The organism is Clostridium ragsdalei P11 (genome assembly GCF_001675165.1).
Classification (GTDB): Bacteria; Bacillota; Clostridia; order Clostridiales; family Clostridiaceae; genus Clostridium_B; species Clostridium_B ragsdalei.
This window is the reverse complement of record NZ_LROS01000044.1, coordinates 110,643-132,528: the sequence shown is the minus strand read 5'-3', so window position 1 is coordinate 132,528 and position 21,886 is coordinate 110,643. Positions and strand designations below refer to the sequence as shown.

General features: G+C 31.2%; 20 protein-coding genes and 1 riboswitch. Of the genes, 18 read left to right on the top strand and 2 right to left on the bottom strand.

What is annotated here, in order from left to right; translation table 11 throughout:
* Nucleotides 1-111 precede the first annotated feature (111 nt).
* The 9 genes from modA (at nucleotide 112) to CLRAG_RS15710 (ending at nucleotide 8,990) form a co-directional block, all read left to right on the top strand.
* Complete coding sequence (modA, locus tag CLRAG_RS15750) at nucleotides 112-933, top strand: molybdate ABC transporter substrate-binding protein (RefSeq protein ID WP_065079267.1); 822 nt, start codon at nucleotides 112-114, stop codon at nucleotides 931-933.
* A gap of 27 nt (nucleotides 934-960) precedes the next feature.
* Nucleotides 961-1,647: a molybdate ABC transporter permease subunit gene (gene modB, locus CLRAG_RS15745; RefSeq protein ID WP_065079266.1), complete on the top strand. Its 687-nt coding sequence runs from the start codon at nucleotides 961-963 to the stop codon at nucleotides 1,645-1,647.
* Between the two features lie 2 nt (nucleotides 1,648-1,649).
* Nucleotides 1,650-2,714, top strand: coding sequence for a sulfate/molybdate ABC transporter ATP-binding protein (locus CLRAG_RS15740; RefSeq protein WP_065079265.1), 1,065 nt, complete (start codon nucleotides 1,650-1,652; stop codon nucleotides 2,712-2,714).
* 96 nt (nucleotides 2,715-2,810) lie between these two features.
* On the top strand, nucleotides 2,811-3,017 hold the full coding sequence (locus tag CLRAG_RS15735; RefSeq protein WP_013238864.1) for a TOBE domain-containing protein: 207 nt from the start codon (nucleotides 2,811-2,813) through the stop codon (nucleotides 3,015-3,017).
* 298 nt (nucleotides 3,018-3,315) lie between these two features.
* On the top strand, nucleotides 3,316-3,678 hold the full coding sequence (locus CLRAG_RS15730; RefSeq protein WP_065079264.1) for a response regulator: 363 nt from the start codon (nucleotides 3,316-3,318) through the stop codon (nucleotides 3,676-3,678).
* 25 nt (nucleotides 3,679-3,703) lie between these two features.
* Nucleotides 3,704-5,689 carry a chemotaxis protein CheA gene (locus CLRAG_RS15725; protein WP_065079263.1) on the top strand — a complete coding sequence of 662 codons (1,986 nt, stop codon included), beginning with the start codon at nucleotides 3,704-3,706 and terminating at the stop codon, nucleotides 5,687-5,689.
* Between the two features lie 28 nt (nucleotides 5,690-5,717).
* A complete protein-coding gene (locus CLRAG_RS15720) occupies nucleotides 5,718-6,206 on the top strand; it encodes a chemotaxis protein CheW (RefSeq protein ID WP_065079262.1) in 489 nt (162 codons plus the stop codon).
* A 20-nt stretch (nucleotides 6,207-6,226) separates the two neighbouring features.
* The gene (locus CLRAG_RS15715; RefSeq protein ID WP_065079261.1) at nucleotides 6,227-7,894 is read left to right on the top strand and encodes a methyl-accepting chemotaxis protein; all 1,668 of its coding nucleotides are present in this window, start codon (nucleotides 6,227-6,229) and stop codon (nucleotides 7,892-7,894) included.
* 76 nt (nucleotides 7,895-7,970) lie between these two features.
* Entirely contained in the window at nucleotides 7,971-8,990 is a 1,020-nt protein-coding gene (locus CLRAG_RS15710) for a protein-glutamate methylesterase/protein-glutamine glutaminase (RefSeq protein ID WP_065079308.1), read from the top strand.
* On the opposite strand, the gene CLRAG_RS15705 is transcribed toward CLRAG_RS15710, so the two are convergent.
* Nucleotides 8,987-9,769, bottom strand: a complete 783-nt coding sequence (locus tag CLRAG_RS15705) for an SDR family NAD(P)-dependent oxidoreductase (RefSeq protein WP_065079260.1) — start codon at nucleotides 9,767-9,769, stop codon at nucleotides 8,987-8,989. The two genes, CLRAG_RS15710 and CLRAG_RS15705, sit on opposite strands and share 4 nt — an antisense overlap.
* A gap of 748 nt (nucleotides 9,770-10,517) precedes the next feature.
* Between CLRAG_RS15705 and CLRAG_RS15700 the strand changes: the two genes are divergently transcribed.
* From CLRAG_RS15700 to ribH, 8 genes are all read left to right on the top strand, one after another.
* A complete protein-coding gene (locus tag CLRAG_RS15700; RefSeq protein WP_065079259.1) occupies nucleotides 10,518-10,880 on the top strand; it encodes a response regulator in 363 nt (120 codons plus the stop codon).
* 25 nt (nucleotides 10,881-10,905) lie between these two features.
* Nucleotides 10,906-12,891 carry a chemotaxis protein CheA gene (locus CLRAG_RS15695; RefSeq protein ID WP_065079258.1) on the top strand — a complete coding sequence of 662 codons (1,986 nt, stop codon included), beginning with the start codon at nucleotides 10,906-10,908 and terminating at the stop codon, nucleotides 12,889-12,891.
* Between the two features lie 28 nt (nucleotides 12,892-12,919).
* A complete protein-coding gene (locus CLRAG_RS15690) occupies nucleotides 12,920-13,411 on the top strand; it encodes a chemotaxis protein CheW (protein ID WP_065079257.1) in 492 nt (163 codons plus the stop codon).
* Between the two features lie 20 nt (nucleotides 13,412-13,431).
* On the top strand, nucleotides 13,432-15,087 hold the full coding sequence (locus tag CLRAG_RS15685; RefSeq protein ID WP_065079256.1) for a methyl-accepting chemotaxis protein: 1,656 nt from the start codon (nucleotides 13,432-13,434) through the stop codon (nucleotides 15,085-15,087).
* Between the two features lie 87 nt (nucleotides 15,088-15,174).
* Nucleotides 15,175-15,290, top strand: a riboswitch (FMN riboswitch).
* A 172-nt stretch (nucleotides 15,291-15,462) separates the two neighbouring features.
* Complete coding sequence (gene ribD / locus CLRAG_RS15680; protein WP_065079255.1) at nucleotides 15,463-16,581, top strand: bifunctional diaminohydroxyphosphoribosylaminopyrimidine deaminase/5-amino-6-(5-phosphoribosylamino)uracil reductase RibD; 1,119 nt, start codon at nucleotides 15,463-15,465, stop codon at nucleotides 16,579-16,581.
* Between the two features lie 15 nt (nucleotides 16,582-16,596).
* Complete coding sequence (locus CLRAG_RS15675) at nucleotides 16,597-17,253, top strand: riboflavin synthase (RefSeq protein ID WP_065079254.1); 657 nt, start codon at nucleotides 16,597-16,599, stop codon at nucleotides 17,251-17,253.
* Nucleotides 17,254-17,305: 52 nt separating this feature from the next.
* Nucleotides 17,306-18,511 carry a bifunctional 3,4-dihydroxy-2-butanone-4-phosphate synthase/GTP cyclohydrolase II gene (locus CLRAG_RS15670; RefSeq protein WP_065079253.1) on the top strand — a complete coding sequence of 402 codons (1,206 nt, stop codon included), beginning with the start codon at nucleotides 17,306-17,308 and terminating at the stop codon, nucleotides 18,509-18,511.
* 21 nt (nucleotides 18,512-18,532) lie between these two features.
* The gene (gene ribH / locus CLRAG_RS15665; RefSeq protein ID WP_013238856.1) at nucleotides 18,533-18,994 is read left to right on the top strand and encodes a 6,7-dimethyl-8-ribityllumazine synthase; all 462 of its coding nucleotides are present in this window, start codon (nucleotides 18,533-18,535) and stop codon (nucleotides 18,992-18,994) included.
* A gap of 98 nt (nucleotides 18,995-19,092) precedes the next feature.
* On the opposite strand, the gene spoVB is transcribed toward ribH, so the two are convergent.
* Nucleotides 19,093-20,430, bottom strand: a complete 1,338-nt coding sequence (gene spoVB / locus CLRAG_RS15660; protein WP_065079252.1) for a stage V sporulation protein B — start codon at nucleotides 20,428-20,430, stop codon at nucleotides 19,093-19,095.
* Between the two features lie 129 nt (nucleotides 20,431-20,559).
* On the opposite strand from spoVB, the gene CLRAG_RS15655 reads away from it, so the two are divergent.
* Entirely contained in the window at nucleotides 20,560-21,867 is a 1,308-nt protein-coding gene (locus CLRAG_RS15655; RefSeq protein ID WP_065079251.1) for a PQQ-dependent sugar dehydrogenase family protein, read from the top strand.
* The last annotated feature ends 19 nt before the right edge of the window (nucleotides 21,868-21,886 follow it).

Sequence of the window (21,886 nt, the reverse complement as noted above, 5' to 3'; positions counted from 1 at the left end):
ATAATAAAACACTATATTATGAAATAAAATGTTGTTTTACATAACTCTATATAATGTTATGTTATGATTAACTGAAAAATAATATAAGTCTTAAACACTGGGGGTATTTTAATGAAAAAACTAAAAAAAAGTTTAGTACTTATTCTCGTTTTAATTGTCACAACCATGGCAGCAGGCTGCGGCGGTAGTCAGAGTTCAAGTGAGAAAAAATCAGATTCATCTGCAAAACAAGAGAAAGCAGTGACTTTAACTGTATCTGCTGCTGCAAGTTTAAAGGATTCTATGAATGAAATCAAACAGTTATATGCAAAAGATCATCCTAATGTTACCATTACATATAATTTTGGAGCATCAGGAACTCTTCAACAGCAAATTGAACAAGGGGCACCGGCAGACATATTTATTTCTGCAGCAACAAAACAGATGAATGCATTAAAAGATAAAAATTTACTAGTAAATGATACTATAGCTAATCTTTTGAAAAATGATGTAGTACTTATAGTACCTAAAAATTCATCTTCTAACGTTAAGAGTTTTAACGATTTAGCAAGTGATAAAGTTAAAAAAGTAGCTCTTGGAGAAGTAAAAAGTGTACCAGTAGGACAATATTCCCAGGAAATACTTACAAATTTAAAAATAATGGATAAGGTTCAACCAAAGGCTATTTATGGTAAAGATGTAAAAGAAGTTTTGACCTGGGTTGAAACAGGAAATGTAGATGCTGGTATTGTTTATAAGACAGATGCATTAGTATCAAAGAAAGTAAATATTGTAGCTACGGCGCCAGAAAGCTCTCATAAGGCTGTAGTATATCCAGCAGCTGTAATTAAAGCTAGTAAAAATCCTACTCAAGCTAAAGATTTTCTTAAATTTTTATCAAGTGATAAAGCTAAAGCCGTATTTCAAAAGTATGGATTTAAACTTGGAAAATAATTTATTATAAATAGAGAGGATAAGTTTATGAATTTTGATGTTTCACCTGTATGGATTTCATTAAAAACTACATTTACAGCTACATTTATAACTTTTTTTATAGGAATTGCAGTAGCTTATTTAATGGTAAGTTATAATGGAAAGTTAAGAAATATTTTGGATACTATACTTACCCTCCCACTTGTTCTGCCACCTACGGTGGCAGGATTCTTTCTACTCCTTATATTTGGAATAAATAGTCCTATAGGTAAGTTACTTTCTAAGATTGGAATCAATATAATTTTTTCTTGGCCTGCTACGGTAATAGCAGCAGCTGTTATAGCTTTTCCTCTTATGTATAAAACTACAAAGGCAGCTTTTGAGCAGATAGATAGGAATATTGTAAGTGCAGCAAGAACATTAGGTGTTTCTGAATGGAAAGTTTTTTGGAAAGTTGTACTTCCTCTTGCCTGGCCCGGTATAGGGGCCGCTACAGTTCTTTCCTTTGCAAGGGCTCTTGGAGAATTTGGAGCTACTTTAATGATAGCAGGTAATATACCTAACAAAACTGAAACTATTCCTATAGCTATTTATTTTGCAGCTGAAAATGGAGAGATGGATAAAGCTTTTATGTGGGTGCTGTTAATAGTTGCAATTTCAACTATAGTAATTTTGCTTATGAATTATTGGAATGACTATCAACAGAAAAATATATACGGTGTTAGGAGAAGTTAAAAATGGGACTGTATGTAGATATTGAAAAGAAGTTACCAGGGTTTACTTTAAAAGTAAAGTTTAACAATGAAAAAAATATAATAGGACTTTTAGGGGCTTCGGGATCTGGTAAAAGTATGACACTTAAGTTTATTGCTGGGTTAGATACGCCTGATAGGGGAAAAATAGTATTAAATGAAAAAGTACTATATGATTCTGATAAAAAAATAAATATTCCAAGTAGAAAACGAAAAGTGGGTTTTTTATTTCAAAATTATGCCCTATTTCCAAACATGACTGTAGAGCAAAATATAGGGTTTGGATTGCAAAACATGGATAAAGACAAGAAAAATAAGATAATTTCTGAAAAAATAAATATGATGAACCTTAAAGAATTGGAGAGAAGATTCCCAAGTCAGCTTTCAGGAGGACAGCAGCAGAGGGTTGCTATTGCCAGGGCTCTTGCAATAGAGCCTGAAATACTTCTATTAGATGAACCTTTCTCTGCATTAGATACTCATCTGAGAAGTAAAATGGAAGAACAACTTATACATATATTATCAAGTTATAATGGACATACGGTATTTGTGTCTCATAATAGAGATGAGATATATCGTATTTGCAAAAATATAGCGGTAATTAATAAAGGTAAAGTAGAAGCTTTTGGAGATAGAGACTATATATTTAAAAATCCTCCCACTGTTTCAGCAGCACAGCTTACAGGATGTAAAAACATATCTAAGGTTGAGGTAATAGATGAACATACTATAGAAGCTGTAGATTGGGGATGTACTCTTAAAGTTAAGAATAAAATTGAAGGTAAGGTATCTTATGTAGGAATTAGAGCACATTACGTTGAATTAGCAGATGATAATAAAAATGAAAACATATTTAAATGCTGTGTAAACCATGTAAATGAAAGTCCTTTTACTGTTTCAATTTATTTGGACAGTGTAGAGGAGAAAACATATACTAAGACTAAAAGTTTACTGTGGGAAATTCCAAAGGAAAATTGGACTGCACTGAAAAAAATTAGCCAGCCCTGGAATATATATATAGACAAAGACAATTTCTTTTTAATTGAATAAAAACCACAAGATAGGGGGAAACTACAACTATCTTGTGGTTTTTATTTTATTTAAAGTAAAAACACTACAAAATAAATTAAGGGAAGGTAATTTAATATGAAAATCAGTGCAAGAAATCAATTAAAAGGAAAAGTTTCTGAAATTAAAGAAGGAGCTGTAAATGGTGAGGTTATAGTAGACTTAGGAAATGGAACAACTATATGCTCAATTATTACAATGGAATCTATTAAAAATTTAGGAATTAAAGTTGGTTCTGAAGTTACAGCACTTGTTAAAGCTTCTTCAGTAATTATTATGGCTTAAGGCACTTTCAAGTAAACAACCAAATTATTTACTAAATTAGCAAGTAGTGTTTATTACATAACTTGCTAATTTTTTATGCATTTCTATTTAGGAATGTAACTTCCCGCATTGTTATATACGATGAATTGTATAATAATAGTCCAAATTTTAATATATTTATATTTTCTATAATAAAAAAACAAAAAATAAAAGGAAAATAGACATAGATGTAGAATTTATAAACAAATGGAGATAATATAGAAAAATATAGTTAATAATTAAATTGATTTTAAAATTTAATTATAAGGGGGACAAATTTATGTCAAAAGTACTTATTGTTGATGATGCATCTTTTATGAGAATATCTCTAAAAACTATGCTTGCTAAAAATGGATTTGAGGTTGTTGGAGAAGCTGAAAATGGAGGTTCGGCAATTTTTAAATATAAGCAATATAATCCTGATATTGTAACAATGGATATTACAATGCCTGATATGGATGGAATTGAGGCACTTAAAAAAATCCGAGAATATGATAATAAAGCTAAGGTTGTTATGATAACTGCAATGGGACAAGAAGCTATGGTTAAAAGGGCAATAGTTAGTGGTGCTAGGTCATTTATTGTTAAACCATTTAAGGAAGATCAATTGGTTAAAGCACTTAATAAAGTATTATCAGTCTAAATATTAAAACTGGGGGTGGTAGATTGTGTCAGATAAAAGCTCAGATGATGTCATACTTGAATCCTATATATTTGAAACATCCCAGCTTATTGATCAACTTGAAACATTGATATTAGAAAATGAAAGTGGAAATTGCTATTCGGAAGAAACTATCAATGAGATATTTCGCATTATGCATACAATTAAAGGATCTTCAGCTATGATGTCCTATGAATATATTTCAAAGTTGGCTCACTCTATAGAAGATTTGTTTTATTTTCTCAGAGAAGAGAAATCTAAAGATGTAGATTACGAAAGTTTATCAGACTTGATTTTAAAATGTGTGGATTTTATAAAAGTGGAACTTGAAAAAATAAAGAATGGAGACAAAGTTGATGGCAGCTGTGATTCTATAATAGATAATAATAGAAATTTCCTTATAAAATTAAAAGATAGGAACTCTCAGGAGGACGTTAATAAGGAAAATGTAAGTGAAGCCAAATTAGCCATTAATGTGTATGAGGCAGTTGTATTTTTTGAAGATGACTGTGAGATGGAAAATTTAAGGGCTTATACTGTAGTGGAAACTTTGAGAGAGTTTTCAGAAGAGATTAACTATATACCTAAGGATATAATGGAAAATGATGATACCTGTAAAACAATACATGAAATCGGTTTCAAAATATTTATAAAATCTCATAAATCTTATGATGGGCTTTCTGAAATTTTAAACCATACAGTTTTCTTAAAAACCTTTAAACTTAAAAAACTGGAAGATACTGAACAGCTTCAGCAATCTACTGAACTCAATCAGAGCAAAAACGTATGCGGTGAAAATACAAAGGATAAATCAATTATACAAGATTTTATAAATGTAAAAGTGGACAAACTAGATAAATTGATGTATTTAGTAGAGGAAATGGTTATTGCTGAAGCTATGGTTACCCAAAATCCTGATTTGAGAGGAATGAAACTGAGTAATTTTGAAAAATCCTCAAGGCAGCTTCATAAAATTACAAGTGAGCTTCAGGATGTGATAATGTCTGTAAGGATGGTGCCTATATCTATAGTATTTCACAAAATGAATCGTATAGTGCGGGATATGAGTAAAAAATTAAAAAAACAAGTTCACTTAAAATTAATTGGAGAGGATACTGAAGTAGATAAAAATATAATTGAACATATATCAGATCCCCTTATGCATTTAGTACGTAATTCTATTGATCACGGAATAGAATCGGTAGAAGATAGAAAATGTCTTGGAAAAAGTGAAAATGGAGCCGTTACATTAGAAGCGAAAAATGAAGGAAATGACATTGTTATAACTGTAAAAGACGATGGTAGTGGATTAGATAAAAAAATCATATTGGAAAAAGCCATTTCAAATGGGATACTTAAGAAAAATCCAGAGGAAATGAGCGACCAAGAAATTTATAATTTAATCTTTATTCCAGGGTTTTCCACTAACGAAAATGTTACAGAATTTAGCGGCAGAGGGGTTGGCATGGATGTGGTAGTTAAAAACATTCAAAATGTAGGTGGATCAGTTTCAATAGATAGTTTGGAGAATAGTGGATCTATTACAACTATGAAAATACCTCGAACCCTTGCAATTATAGATGGTATGAATATACGGGTAGGAAATTCATATTATACTATTCCTATTACGTCTATAAAAGAACTTTTTAGTGTGGAAAAAAATAATGTAATTTCTAATATGAATGATGATGAAATGATAATGGTAAGAGGTGAGTGCTATCCTATCGTGCGTATACACAAATTATACAATATAACTACTAATGTTAAAAATTTAAAAGATGGAGTAATTGTTATGGTAGAAAAAGACAATAGGGGACTATGTATATTTGCAGATGAATTAATTGGACAGCAGCAGGTTGTAGTAAAGTGTTTACCTAATTATATAAAAAAAATAAGAAATATAGATGGAATTGAAGGGTGTACCCTCCTTGGAGATGGGAGTATTAGTTTAATACTTGACGTAGGTGAACTTGTAAATATGCTTGGCGAATAAAAACTCATAGTGAAAGGAGAATGTAAATATGTCGGAAGTTGTAGTAGATGATTTAATTGAAGAAGAAGATACGCAAAAGAATAAATATCTTACCTTTACTCTTGAGAATGAATTTTATGGTATAGAAATTAAATACGTTATTGAAATAATAGGAATCCAGCCCATAAGCGAAATACCTGAGCTTCCTGAATACATAAAGGGAATTATAAATTTAAGAGGCAAAATAATACCTGTAATGGATGTTAGGTTAAGATTTAAAAAGGAACCACTTGAATATAACGACAGAACATGTATTATTGTAATTCAGATTGAAGATATTTGTGTAGGACTTATTGTAGACGGTGTCTCTGAGGTAATAGATATACCTGACTGTCAAATTGTAGAACCTCCAGAGATCAGCAAAATCAAAAATAAGTTTATAAAAGGTATAGGAAAGGTTGAAGATAATGTAAAACTACTTTTAGATTGTGACATGTTGCTAAATCATGAGGACGCAGACAGTTTAAGTAATATTTAATATCAAAGGAGTGGATAGATGTGAAATTATTTAATAATTTAAAAATAAGTATAAGATTATTTATAGGTTTTACTTTAATTACAGTTATTGCATGTATAATTGGAATATTTGGATTAACAAGTATAAATAAGATAGATAATTTGGACACTCAATTGTATGAAAATAGGACAGTTCCACTAGGAAAGTTGACTGAAATTACTCTATCTTCTGGGGATATAAGATCAAATTTAAAGGATGTAATCTTAGAAGATAACCAATCGGATATAAATCAATCTATAAATAAGGTAAATTCTTTTAGCTCTAATTTTGATAGACAATTAGATGAATTTTCAAAGTCAACTTTGACTGATTCTGGGAAAGAGGCAGTTGATAATCTTAAATCCTCTAAAGCAAAGTATATGGAAATAGCTAATGAAATCATGGAAAAGTCAAAAAACGGAAATAACAAAAGCGAAATAAATTTACTTAATAGTAAGCTTGCTGCGGCACAGAATGATGTGGCAAATAGCTTAAAAGTGATTATAAATTTAGAGGAAAGTAGTGCCAAAAGTTTTTCAGAGAGTAATGATAAAACGGCAAGTGCAAGTGGAAAATTAATTATAATTTTTATAATTATAGGAATGGCCGCTGCTGCATTACTAGGAACAATTATTTCATTATCTATAATAAGGCCTATTAAAGAACTCATGGTATCTGCAAATAAAATTGCAAGTGGGGATTTAAATGTACATATAAATACTAGTGGAAAAGATGAAGTGGGAATACTTTCAAAGTCATTTAAAAAGATGTCAGATAGTTTAAATGAAGTTATAACCAATATTGAAGCTGCAGCAAACCAGGTAGCTGCTGGGGCTAAACAAGTATCAGATTCAGGTATAGCTCTTTCAGAAGGTTCTACGGAACAAGCAAGTTCTGTGGAGGAACTGACAGCTTCTGTGGAAGAGATTTCTTCACAAATAAAACTCAATGCAGATAATGCAGGCAAGGCAAATAAGCTTACTGAACACGTGAAAGTTAATGCAGTTAAGGGAAATTCACATATGAAGGAAATGCTTAAAAGTATGGATGATATAAATGCAGCTTCAGGCAATATATCTAAAGTTATAAAGGCTATAGATGATATTGCTTTTCAAACAAACATTTTAGCTTTAAATGCTGCGGTTGAGGCTGCAAGGGCAGGTAAATATGGTAAAGGATTTGCAGTAGTTGCTGAAGAAGTAAGAAATTTAGCTGCAAAATCACGGGATGCTGCAAAAGAAACTACTGCATTAATAGAAGATTCCATTAAAAAAGTGGATACAGGTACTAAAATTGCAAATGAAACGGCTGAAGCTCTTGGTGAAATTGTAGAAGGAGTTACAAAAGTAGCAGATTTTGTGGAAAGCATAGCAGAAGCTTCTAATGAACAGGCGACTGGTGCAGAACAGATTAATAGCGGAATAATGGAGGTATCCCAGGTGATTCAAGAAAATTCTGCTACAGCTGAAGAAAGTGCATCAGCAAGTGAAGAACTTTCAAGTCAGGCAGATATTATGCTAGAACAGGTTAAAAAATTTAAAATAAGAAGAGCAAATTCTAGTTATGATAAAATGGAAAATATAAATCCAGAAGTGCTTAACATGTTAAAAGATATGAAGTCAAAAAAGAAATATCATGGAAAAATTGATTTAGGTGACGAAGAATATTAAATAGTTCCAATAGGCAGTTAGCTGCATGCCTATTGGTCATTTTAAATCATTCTATTTACAGAAAGGAAAAGACAAAATGGAGGCAAAAAAAATAAGGGTTCTAATTGTCGATGACAGTTTAGTGTTTAGAGAAGTTATATCCATGGGCATTTCTTCTGAACCATATATAGAAGTAGTAGCTAAAGCAGTTGATCCTTTTGATGCCAGGGATAAAATACTTGAATTTCATCCTGATGTGATGATATGTGATGTGCAGATGCCAAAGATGAATGGCATTGAGTTTATAAAAAGATTGCTTCCACAGTATCCACTTCCTATAATAGTTGTAAGTTCTATAAATAAATCATTAGTAGATGCAATGGAAGCAGGTGCTGTAGATTTTGTTTCAAAGCCAGATGTACAATCTACAAATAGTGTAAAAGATTTTATAGGCACTTTGATAGAAAAGATCAATACGTGCTATGGTGTAAATGTAGTATCTGGCAAAAAAAAGAAATCAGTTTCATTTAATATAAGTCAGCAAATTAACACAAATAAGATAATTGCAATAGGATCATCTACAGGAGGTACTGAAGCTGTATACAATATACTTAAAACATTTCCTGAAAACATGCCTGGTATTTTAATTGTACAGCATATACCACCTGTCTTTTCAAGAATGTTTGCAGAAAGACTTAATAGTCAAACAAAATTACAAGTAAGAGAGGCACAAGGTGGGGAGTATGTTGAAACGGGAAAGGTATTAATTGCCCCTGGTGATAAACATATGACCATTAAAAGGATTGGAAATAAGTATAAGATTCAACTATTTCGTGGTGAAAAAGTCAATGGACATTGCCCTTCTGTTGATGTACTTTTTGAATCGGTAGCAAAGGAAGCCTCTAAAAATGCAATTGGTATTATACTTACTGGTATGGGCTATGATGGGGCTAAGGGACTTCGTTATATGAGGAGAAAAGGAGCTCAAACTATTGGACAAGATGAGAAATCATCTGTAGTATATGGCATGCCAAAAGTTGCCTACGAAATAGGAGCTGTAGAAAAACAAGTATCTCTTGATAATATACCTGAGGTGCTGTTTGGTATGCTGCGCTAACTATGAGTTCTATGCTTTTTTGCCCATATTTTAAATACTAGTGCGTTTATAATATCATATATACCATAAATGAATGGAAAAACACGATTTATAGTGTAATAACTAAGGGCATATAAAGGTGAAGGGTAAACGGAATGAAAGTTAAACTTTATACCTATGAGCATACAGAAGGCTACCCATTTAGGTGGATGAATAGGGAATGGAATGGGTGCTTTTTCACCTGCATTCTTAAAAAAATTTGATGCAGTTGCTACTGGATAAACAAGAGTGAGTTTCCCTCTGTCATTTTTTTCAAAACGGTATGTGTGAGCAAAGTGGTCTATAGCTGCTTTTGTTGAACAATAAAGGGCATAACCGGGAAGGGGCACATGGCTTACTGCAGAACAGGTTATTACTACAGTATAACGCCTTCCCTTATTTAGCTCTTTCATTTTTTCAAAGGAGTATATTGGTGAAATTACGTTTGTTTTAAAAATATTTTCTATATGATCCCAATCAGCTTTGTTTAGTTCTTCACAATAGGCAAAACCTGCATTTCCAATGAATAGATCTATTCCTCCCATCTTTTTTAGAGCAAAGTCAAATAATTTATCTATGTTTTCTTTCTGAGATACATCACATTTATAGGGAGTTATTTTATTATTTATATCAGGTATGTTTTCTATATTTCGTCCCACTGCAATAATTGTAGTATTATATTTTGCCAGCATTTTTAGGAGTTCTCCTCCAATACCAGAAGAAGCACCTGTAATTATAATTCGTTTTCCATTTAAGTTCATAGTATCCTCCTTTAACTAATTCAACTTTCGAACATATAAAATTTGGACTTAATATAAAAAATTACGAAGCAAAGCTTTTGAAAATAATAAAGTTCAAATAGCAAAGAACAAATAAAGATGATTTCCATCGTATCTCAGGAAATCCATAATTTTAATATTTTCTGACGTTAGGAAGAAAATTATCCTTATTTAATATTTGAACTTTGGACTTTATTCTTTAAGAAAATTACATCGTAATTTTTTTAAACTGCAAAAGTTGATTTACTAATATTATACTATTTTCAAAAGGTATTAAGACAAAAACATAAACAGAGTTCTTGGTATCAGATGGAGTTTTGACTCCACCTGATGCTTATTAACAGGATTCTTAGTGCTTCAGCACTTAGAAGGCGTTATCCTTTAGGGAAAATCGTTATCCAGGGACGTAGCTGCTCTTTACGCCCACTTGGAGAAGTGGGCGTATTAGAGCAGGTAGTCATCGGATAAAAAATAGGTATACAATAAATGGTATAAAAATAATGCAAATTTTAATACAATTATATTTTTTATAATAAAAAGCAAAAAATAAAGGAATATGTATATAGATGTAGATGTTATAAACGAATATAAGTAATATAAATAATATTTTTAATTTTAATGCCAGTAAATTTAAGTCAACGATTACCAAATTAATACTTTTTATCAATAGTTTACCTTACAAAATCTTTTATAAAAACAGTCAATGCGTTAATATAAGGAGGACAAATTTATGCCTAAAATACTTATTGTTGATGATGCATCTTTTATGAGAATATCTCTAAAGGCTATGCTTGCTAGAAATGGATTTGAGGTTGTTGGAGAAGCTGAAAATGGAGCTTCAGCAATTTTTAAATATAAGCAATATAATCCTGATATTGTAACAATGGATATTACAATGCCTGATATGGATGGAATTGAGGCACTTAAAAAAATCAGAGAACATGATAATAAAGCTAAGGTTGTTATGATAACTTCAATGGGACAAGAAGCTATGGTTAAAAGGGCAATAGTCAGTGGTGCTAGGTCATTTATTGTTAAACCTTTTAAGGAGGATCAATTGGTTAAAGCACTTAATAAAGTATTATCAGTCTAAATATTAAAACTGGTGGTGGTAAATTGTGTCAGATAAAAGTTCAGATGATGTCATACTTGAATCCTATATATTTGAAACATCCCAGCTTATTGATCAACTTGAAACGTTGATATTAGAAAATGAAAGTGGAAATTGCTATTCGGAAGAAATTATCAATGAGATATTTCGCATTATGCATACAATTAAAGGATCTTCTGCTATGATGTCCTATGAATATATTTCAAAGTCGGCTCATTCTATAGAAGATTTGTTTTATTTTCTCAGAGAAGAGAAACCTAAAGATGTAGATTACGAAAGTTTATCAGACTTGATTTTAAAATGTGTGGATTTTATAAAGGTAGAACTTGAAAAAATAAAAAAAGGGGATAAAGTGGACGGAAACTGTGATTTTATAATAGAGTACAATAAAAATTTTCTTATAGAGTTACAAGATCAAAGCCCTAAAGAGAATATTAGTAGAGAGAATATAAATGAAGAAGTCAAATTGACTAATAGATATGAGACACTTATATTTTTTGAAGATGACTGTGAAATGGAAAACTTAAGAGCATATACTGTAGTAGAAACTTTGAAAGAATTTGCAGAGAAAGTTAATTATATACCTAAGGATATAATGGAAAATGATGATACCTGTAAAACAATACATGAGAGCGGTTTTAAAGTATTTATAAAATCCAGTAAGTCTTATGATGAAGTTTCTGAAATTTTAAACCAGACAGTTTTTTTGAAAACCTTTAAACTTGAAAAACTAGAAGATGCTGAACAGTTTCATCAATCTACTAAACCCAATCAGAGCACAAACGTATATGGTGAAAATACGAAGGATAAATCAATTATACAAGATTTTATAAATGTAAAAGTGGACAAGTTAGATAAATTGATGTATTTAGTAGAGGAAATGGTTATTGCTGAAGCTATGGTTACCCAAAATCCTGATTTGAGAGGAATGAAATTAAGTAATTTTGAAAAATCCTCAAGGCAGCTTCATAAAATTACAAGTGAGCTTCAGGATGTGATAATGTCTGTAAGGATGGTTCCTATATCCGTGATATTTCACAAAATGAATCGTATAGTACATGATATGAGTAAAAAGTTAAAAAAACAAGTTCACTTAAAATTAATTGGAGAGGATACTGAGGTAGATAAAAATATAATTGAACATATATCAGATCCTCTTATGCATTTAGTACGTAATTCTATTGATCATGGAATAGAATCAATAGAAGATAGAAAAAGCTTTGGGAAAAGTGAAAACGGAACTGTTATCTTAGAAGCAAAAAATGAAGGAAATGATGTTGTTGTAATTGTGAAAGACGATGGTAGGGGATTAGATAAGAAAAGCATATTAGAAAAAGCCATTTCAAATGGGATACTTAAGAAAAGTCAAGAAGAAATGAGTGACAAAGAAATCTATAATTTAATCTTTATTCCTGGCTTTTCTACCAATGAAAATGTTACAGAATTTAGCGGAAGAGGGGTTGGTATGGATGTAGTAGTTAAAAATATTCAAAATGTAGGTGGATCAGTTTCAATAGATAGTTTGGAGAATTGCGGGTCTACCATAACTATGAAAATACCTCGAACCCTTGCAATTATAGATGGTATGAATATAAAGGTAGGGAATTCATACTATACTATTCCTATTACATCTATAAAAGAACTTTTTAGTGTGGAAAAAAATAATTTAATTTCTAATATGGATAGCGGCGAAATGATAATGGTGAGGGGTAAGTGTTATCCTCTTATCCGTATACACAAATTATATAATATAAAAACTAGTGTTAAAAATTTAGAAGATGGAATAATTGTCGTGGTGGAAAAAGACAATAGTGGATTATGCATATTTGCAGATGAATTAGCTGGACAACAGCAGGTTGTGGTAAAGTGCTTACCTACCTATATAAAAAAAACAAAAAATATAGATGGACTTTCAGGATGTACTCTTCTTGGAGATGGAAGTATTAGTTTAATACTTGATATAGGTGAACTTGTAAATATGCTTGGAAAATAAAAACTTGCAGTGAAAGGAGAATATAAATATGTCAGAAATTGTAGTAGATGATAGCTTAATTGAAGAAGAAGATACGCAAAAGAATAAATATCTTACTTTTACTCTTGAAGAAGAATTTTATGGTATAGAAATTAAATATGTCATTGAAATAATAGGAGTTCAGCCTATAAGTGAAATACCTGAACTTCCTGAATACATAAAGGGAATTATAAACCTAAGAGGTAAAATAATACCTGTAATGGATATTAGGTTAAGATTTAAAAAGAAACCAATAGAGTATAATGACAGAACATGTATTATTGTAATTCAGATTGAAGAGATTTATGTAGGACTTATTGTAGATGGTGTATCTGAGGTAATAGATATACCTGATTGTGAAATTGTAGACCCTCCTGAAATCAGCAAAATCAAAAATAAGTTTATAAAGGGTATAGGAAAAGTTCAAAATAATGTAAAACTACTTTTGGATTGTGACGAACTGTTAAACCACGAAGATGTAGATAGTTTAAGTAATATTTAATGCAAAAGGAGTGGATGGATGTGAAATTATTTAATAATTTAAAAATAGGTATAAGGCTATTTGTAGGATTTTTTTTAATTGTACTTATAGCGTGTATAATTGGAATATTTGGATTAATCAATATGAATAAAATCAATAATTTAGACACTCAATTATATGAAAATATGACAGTTCCGCTGGGAAAATTGACTGAAGTTACTTTATCTTCTGGGGATATAAGAGCAAATTTAAGGGATGTTGTTTTAGCAGATAACCAATCGGATATAAATCAAATTGTAAATAAGATAAATTCTTTTAGCACTGATTTTGATAGACAATTAGATGAATTTTCAAAGTCAACTTTGACTGATTCCGGGAAAGAGGCAGTTGATAATCTTAAATCCTCTAAAGCAAAGTATATGGAAATATCCAATGACGTTATTGATATGGCAAAAAAAGGCGATAACAAAAGTGCAATAAGTTTAATTCATACTAAGATTACTGCAGTACAGAACGATGTTCGAACTAGTTTAAAAAAGATTATAAATTTAGAGGAGACTAATGGAAGAAACTTATCGGTAAGCAATAATAAAACAGCAAGTGCAAGTGGAAAACTTATTTTAATTTTTATAATTATAGGAGTGATTGCTGCTGCATTACTAGGAACAATTATTTCACTATCTATAATAAGACCAATTAGGGAGCTTATGATTTCTACAGATAAAGTTGCAGATGGAGATCTAAATGTAAATATAGATACTAGTAGAAAAGATGAAATAGGAATACTTGCCAGGTCATTTAAAAAGATGAATGATAATTTAAATGAAGTTGTAACAAATATTCAAGCTGCGGCAAACCAGGTGGCTGTCAGTGCAAAACAGGTATCAGATTCGGGTATAGCTCTTTCTCAAGGATCTACGGAACAAGCAAGTTCTGTAGAGGAATTGACGGCTTCTGTAGAAGAGATTTCTTCACAAATAAGGCTTAATGCGGGTAATGCAGGTAAGGCAAATGAATTGACTGAACAGGTGAAAGATAATGCAGTTAAGGGAAATTCACATATGGATGAAATGCTTAAAAGTATGGATGATATAAATTCAGCTTCAGGTAATATATCTAAGGTTATAAAGGCTATAGATGATATTGCTTTTCAGACAAATATTCTGGCTCTAAACGCTGCTGTTGAAGCTGCGAGGGCAGGCAGGTATGGTAAAGGTTTTGCAGTAGTTGCTGAAGAAGTAAGAAATTTAGCTGCAAAGTCACGGGATGCTGCAAAAGAAACTACTGCATTAATAGAAGATTCCATTAAAAAGGTGGACACAGGTACTAAAATTGCAAATAAAACGGCCGAAGCTCTTGGTGAAATTGTAGAAGGAGTTGCAAAAGTAGCAGATTTTGTAGAAAGCATAGCAGTAGCTTCTAATGAACAGGCGACCGGTGCAGAGCAGATTAACAGCGGAATAATGGAGGTATCCCAGGTGATTCAAGAAAATTGTGCTACATCTGAAGAAAGTGCAGCAGCAAGTGAAGAACTTTCAAGTCAGGCGGATATTATGCTGGAACAAGTTAAGAAATTTAAAATAAGAAGAGAAAATTCTAGTTATGATAAAGTGGGAAATATAAATTCAGAAGTACTTAATATGTTAAAAGATATGGAAGCAAAAAAGAAATATCATGGAATTGATTTAGGAGAGTAAGAATAAAAAACATAAAAAATTGTAAAATTACCATTGACAATAGAAAAAAATAGGTATATATTGAAAGCATAATAAAACTTAATAAAGTTAAACTTTCGGGGCAGGGTGAAATTCCCGATCGGCGGTATAGTCCGCGAGCTTTTATAGCATGAACTGGTTTGATTCCAGTACCGACAGTAAAGTCTGGATAAAAGAAAGTAAAGATATAGTTTAAGCTATGTTTTTATGTGTTTTGTAATTTTATTCCCTGAAGGTTGCTTCAGGGAATTTTTATATGCAAAATTTCAATAAAAGTGGGGGTTCTATAAATAGGCAATGTTATATTTTTATAAAAAAGTAAATAAATATATAATTTAAATTATGGAAGTGAATCTTATGGAAAAAGAAAATACAGATGAAAAGTATATGAAAGAAGCTTTAAAACTAGCTTTATTGGGAAAAGGATTTGTTAATCCAAACCCCCTTGTGGGAGCTGTGATAGTTAAAAATGGAAAGATAATAGGAAAAGGTTATCATAGGTTTTTTGGAGGGCCTCATGCAGAAGTATATGCACTTAGAGAAGCAGGAGATAATGCAAAAGGTGCAGATTTGTATGTAACTTTAGAACCTTGTTCACATTATGGAAAAACTCCGCCTTGTGCAAAAGCTATAGTAGAAGCTGGAATAAAAAGGGTAGTAATAGGAAGTGTAGATCCAAATCCTCTTGTATCAGGAAGAGGTGTAAAAATTTTAAGAGATAAAAATATAGAAGTAGTTACCGGGGTTATGGAAAGAGAAGCTGTAAAAATAAATGAGATATTTATGAATTATATAAAGTCAAAGTTACCTTTTGTAATTTTAAAAGCGGGAGTCACTTTAGATGGGAAAATAGCTACAGTTAGTGGTGAATCCAAATGGATAACAGGTGAAAAATCAAGGTTAAAAGTTCACCAGATGCGAAATAGAGTTATGGCAATTATGGTTGGAGTAGGTACTATGATTTTAGATGACCCTCTTTTAACTACAAGGCTTGAAGAAAAGTGCAAAAGTCCTAAGGCTGTAATTGTAGACTCAAAGCTGAGAGTACCTGTTGAATCTCAAATTTTTAAAACCTCTCATGAAAGGGAAATAATAATAGCATGTACAGAAAAGTTTGATAAGGACAAGGCAGAGTCTTTAAAATCTATGGGAGTAAATATAGTTGTCTGTCCAGAAAATAAAGAAGGAAGGGTGGATTTAAAATATTTAACTAAAGAACTTGGAGAAATGGGTATAGATAGTGTACTTATTGAGGGAGGCGCAGAACTTAATTTTTCTGCACTTAAGTCTGGAATTGTAAATAAAGTTATTTATTTTATTGCACCTAAAATACTTGGAGGTAAGAATGCTAAAACTTCAGTTGAAGGATATGGAATTGAAAACCTCTCAGACAGTATAAAATTAAGAGATATATGCGCAGAAAATGTGGGAGAGGATATTATGATACAAGCCTATGTAATGAATGCTGAAAATTAGAAAGAAGGGATAAACTTGTTTACTGGTCTGGTAGAAGAAATAGGAGAAATATTAAAAGTATCAAAGAGAAGAAATTCTTCAAAAGTGTCCATAAAAGTAGGAAATTTACTAGATGGAGTTAAACTGGGAGACAGCATTGCTGTAAATGGAACTTGTGTTACTGTAGTTGATTTAAAAAAGGATTCTTTTACTGTAGATATTATGGCTGAAACCTTGAGAATGAGCAGTTTAAAAGATTTAAAAATAGGAAGCAAAGTTAACCTGGAAAGGGCTCTAAGGCTTGGAGATAGATTAGGTGGACATATAGTAAGTGGACATATAGATGGTACTGGAAAAATTATAGATGTGAGAGAAGAGGACATCTCAACCTGGATAGACATAGAGGCGTCTTCTGATTTACTTAGATATATAGTACGAAAAGGTTCTGTGACTATAGATGGTGTGAGCCTTACTGTAGCAGAATTAAATAAAAATTGTTTTAGTGTGTCCCTTATACCCCATACTAAGATGGAAACTATTTTAGATTATAAAAAAATAGGGGATTTAGTAAATATAGAGTGTGATTTAATAGGAAAATATGTAGAAAAAATGGTTTTGAATCCAAAAAAAGAGCCAGAAAAAAGCGGCAGTATAGATGCTTTAAAACTAAAGGAATATGGCTTTATGCAATAAGGCATTTTCTTTTAGATGCCTAAACATTTATTTTTGAAGGGAGATAAAAATCATGAATTTTAAATTTGATACTATAGAAGATGCAATAAAAGATCTTAAACAAGGGAAAATGATCATAATTGTAGATGATGAGGGAAGAGAAAATGAAGGTGATTTAGTTATACCTGCAGAAAAGGCAACTGGAGAAAATATTAATTTTATGATCAAATATGCAAAAGGCCTCTTGTGTGCACCAATTGAAGAAGAAATAGCAGTAAAGCTTGGATTAAATCCTATGGTTCAGCACAATACAGACAATCATGAAACAGCATTTACTGTAACTGTTGACTATAAAGATACTACAACGGGAATATCAGCTTTTGAAAGGGCACATACCATAAATATGATAGCTGCTTCAAATTCTAAAGATGACTTCAGAAGACCAGGACACATATTTCCGCTTATAGCTAAGGAAAATGGAGTGTTTGACAGAACTGGTCATACGGAAGCTTCAGTCGACTTAGCTAAGCTTGCAGGATTTAAAGGTGCAGCAGCAATATGTGAAATAATAAAAGATGATGGAACTATGGCAAGAAGAGATGACTTGATGGAGTTTACTAAAGAACATAATTTAAAAATTGTTACTATAGTGGATTTAATAGCCTATAGAAAGAAAACAGAGAAATTAGTTAAAAGAGTGGCTTCTGCTAATCTTCCAACTAGATTTGGAAAATTTAAAATTATAGGTTACAAAAATATATTAAACGGTGATGAGCATGTGTGTCTTGTAAAGGGAGATAACTTTGAAAAAGAACCTGTCCTTGTAAGAGTACATTCAGAGTGCCTTACGGGAGATGTATTCCATTCACTTAGATGCGATTGTGGACAGCAGCTTCAATCTGCGCTTAAACAGATAGAAAAAGAAGGCAAAGGTGTACTTTTATATATGAGTCAAGAAGGAAGAGGCATAGGAATTTTAAATAAGATAAAAGCTTATAAGCTTCAAGAAAATGGAATGGATACAGTAGAGGCAAATTTAGCATTGGGATTTCCAGCAGATATGCGTGATTATGGGATAGGAGCACAAATACTTGAAGATATAGGTATTAAAAAAATAAAACTTCTTACGAATAATCCAAAGAAAATTGAGGGACTTTCAGATTATGGATTGGAAATAGTAGAGAGAGTACCTATTGAAGTAGATTGTTCACAGGAAAGTAAGAGATATATGAGAACTAAACGAGAAAAGATGGGACATTTATTAAAATTATATAAATAAAAATAGAAAAGAGGATTATTTATGAAGATGTATGAAGGAAAATTAGTTGCAGAAGGTTTAAAATTTGGAATTGTAATTGCAAGATTTAATGAATTTATAGGCACGAAATTGTTAGAGGGTGCTTTAGATTGTTTAAAAAGACATGGAGCACAAGAAGAAGACATTGAGGTAGCCTGGGTTCCAGGAGCCTTTGAAATACCAATGGTTTCAAAGAAAATGGCTTTTTCTAAAAAGTATGATGCAGTTATTTGTCTGGGAGCAGTAATAAGAGGACAAACACCTCATTTTGATTATGTATCAAATGAAGTATCAAAGGGAGTAGCAAGCGTTTCCCTTGAAAGCGGCATGCCAGTAATATTTAGTGTTCTTACCACAGATAATATAGAGCAAGCTGTAGAAAGAGCAGGAACTAAAGGTGGAAATAAAGGATATGATGGAGCTATGTCAGCTATAGAAATGGCAAATTTGATGAAACAGTTTTAGATCAATTCACAATGAACGATGCACAATTCACAATTAAGGATGATTTTCTGTTGTCATAGAAAATCTACCGAAATTGTGCATTGTGAACTGTGAATTGATTATAGAATATGACAGCAGCTCCTGCTGCTTTTTTTTATTTCTTTTATATTTAAAATTAAAGTGGTAGATGAAGTTATCATTAAACTTATTGCGGTACTGTATATATTTATCCATGATATGCCTGCAAGTATGTATATTAATATGACTTCTAAAATGGCAGAAATCAAAGAGTTTTTTAATAGTATATTTTGTTTGCCAATGCCATTTAAAATACCAAAAGTAGAGAAGGAGACAAAGGTAACAGGAGCAGCTAGTGAAGCAAATTTTATATAATTTCCCAGGTCATTTCTATTATAAAATAATTGTCCTAAGTAATCTCCAGTGGAAAGGCAAATTACCATGGTACAGATACCTAAAAATAAAGATACTTTTATAATTTGATGAATCCTTTTTTCTATAGACCAGTAATTTTTACGGCTCATCTTTTCTGATAAATCTGGAATGAGAACCATGGATATGGAATTTATAATTGTAATTGGAAAAAATATTATATTTAGAGCCATGCCATCAAATTTGCCTATCATAGCTAGGGCTAAGTTGTACTCTATGCCAGATGATACAAGCCTTCTTGGAGTTATAAGTGTAGAGACAGCACCAAGTGCAGTAGACAAAAATCCATTTAAACAAAGGGGAAAAGATAGTACCAGTATATTGAATAAAAGCTGAAGTTTGTCCTCGGGATTTGAACAACTAGATCTAAATTTTCTCCTCCTAGTTTTATACATGATGTAAAGTAATATAAAACTTATAAATTCTCCTATAGTTAAAGTTATGTAAGCTGCTGTTACAGTGCTACTTACATCTTTCAAGGAAAATATAGTTATTATGCTAATTATTATGACAATGCGGAGAAATTTTTCTGATATATCTATAAGTGCAGGTATTTTAACTTCAGATATTCCATAAAAATATCCTTTTAGTATAGAGGATAATCCTATAAAAAACATTGCCGGGCACATAACCTGCAGGGCATGTACCGATCTAGAGTCATCTACTATTTTAGTACCTATGTAAGGAGCATTTATAAATACGGTACAGACTATAAGTAAAGCAAAGAGTGAATTAAAAGTTAGAGATGCATCTATGGAATTATTTAAATTATTAAAATCATCTTTGCTAAAATACACGGCAGCTATTTTGGAAATGGCTGCTACCATACCTCCCGATATAAGGCATATGAACAAATCATATATAGGCATTATTAGTCCATAGAGACCTATTCCTTCAGCCCCAAGTTCTCTAGATAATATTATGGGAAATATAAATGCAAATATAGAAGTAATTAAATTTGAACAAATTAAAATAAGTGAATTTTTTAAAAACCTGTCTCTTTTCATAAAAACTCCCGTAATTAAAATTAGAATTAATATTAATAATTATGATAAGAATTATTTAGTTATTCATATGGAGGGTTCTTTTTTAATATATATATTCTAGGATCTATAATTTTGAGGAGAGTAGTGTATATGAAAAAAATTATAAAAATTTTATTTACAACTACAGTTGTATTTGTGTTAACCTTTGTAATTGTAAATTATTTTTCTAAAACTCATTATAAAGTTGAAATTCAAATGAAGGACAATAATCTAAGTTATGATTTAAAGTATTCCAGATTAAAAGGTGCAGTTGACTTTACAAAAGATGAAAAACAAAATTATTACATAGCATATAGTAATAGAATACAGATTATAAAAGATAGCGGGAAAAGTTATGACATATTAAAGAATTCAAATTTAAATATTCACAGCATGGACTATTATAAGGGCAATTTATATTATTCTTCAGGAGATAGTATATATTGCTATAATATGAATGAAGGTAAAAATACAATTTTAATAAAGGGGTTGCCTAATTATGGTGATTATAAGGACAGCTTAGTAAAAGTGAGCAATGGATGTTTATATATTTCCATAGGTTCTGCTACTAATTCAGGTGTAGTAGGAGATGATAATAAGTGGGTAAATGGCAATCTTTACGCCCATGATATGAGCCCAGAGAATATAACTCTTGGGGGAATAAATTTGGGAAAGAGTAAGACAGGTGCTTTTCAAAGCTATAATACTAAAAGTATAAAAGGTCAAATAGTTCCAGCACATTTCCCAGGAAATGCTTGTATTATAATATATAATTTGGAAAGCAGGACAAGTGATACTTTTGCTTGGGGAATAAGGAATGTTACAGGAATGGATTTTACAGACAGCAGTAAATTAATATGTGCTGTAGGTGGAATGGAAAATAGAGGAAGCAGACCTGTTATTGGGGATACAGATTATATATATGAAGTAAAAAAGGGAAGGTGGTATGGATGGCCAGATTATAGTGGGGGAGATCCAGTTACTTCGCCTAAGTTTAAAAGTGTGAAGAACTCTCCACTGCAATTTATACTAGACAATCACCCTACAACAAATCCACAAGCTCCTATATATCAGCATAAAACAGTGAGCAGTATTGGAACTCTTGCAGTGGATTCAAAAGGTGACTTAAACGATAGAAATTGTATATTTTTTTATGATAAAATTGATAATATAGTATATAGCTTTCGAGGAACAGGTTTACCGGAGGAAAAAGTTAAATTTAGTGAAAGAACTAAAATTTCAAGTATAAAAATATATGATAAATCCTTATTATTACTTGACGGTAAAGAAGGTTATTTATATAGTATAAAAAGAGGTAACCTTAAAAAGGTTTCAGAAATAAATAAAAACATTTATCCATACATACTTATGACAACAGTACTTGGAATAATATTAATTTTAAAAGTTCAAGGACGTTGATTTAAGTGTATATTTAAAT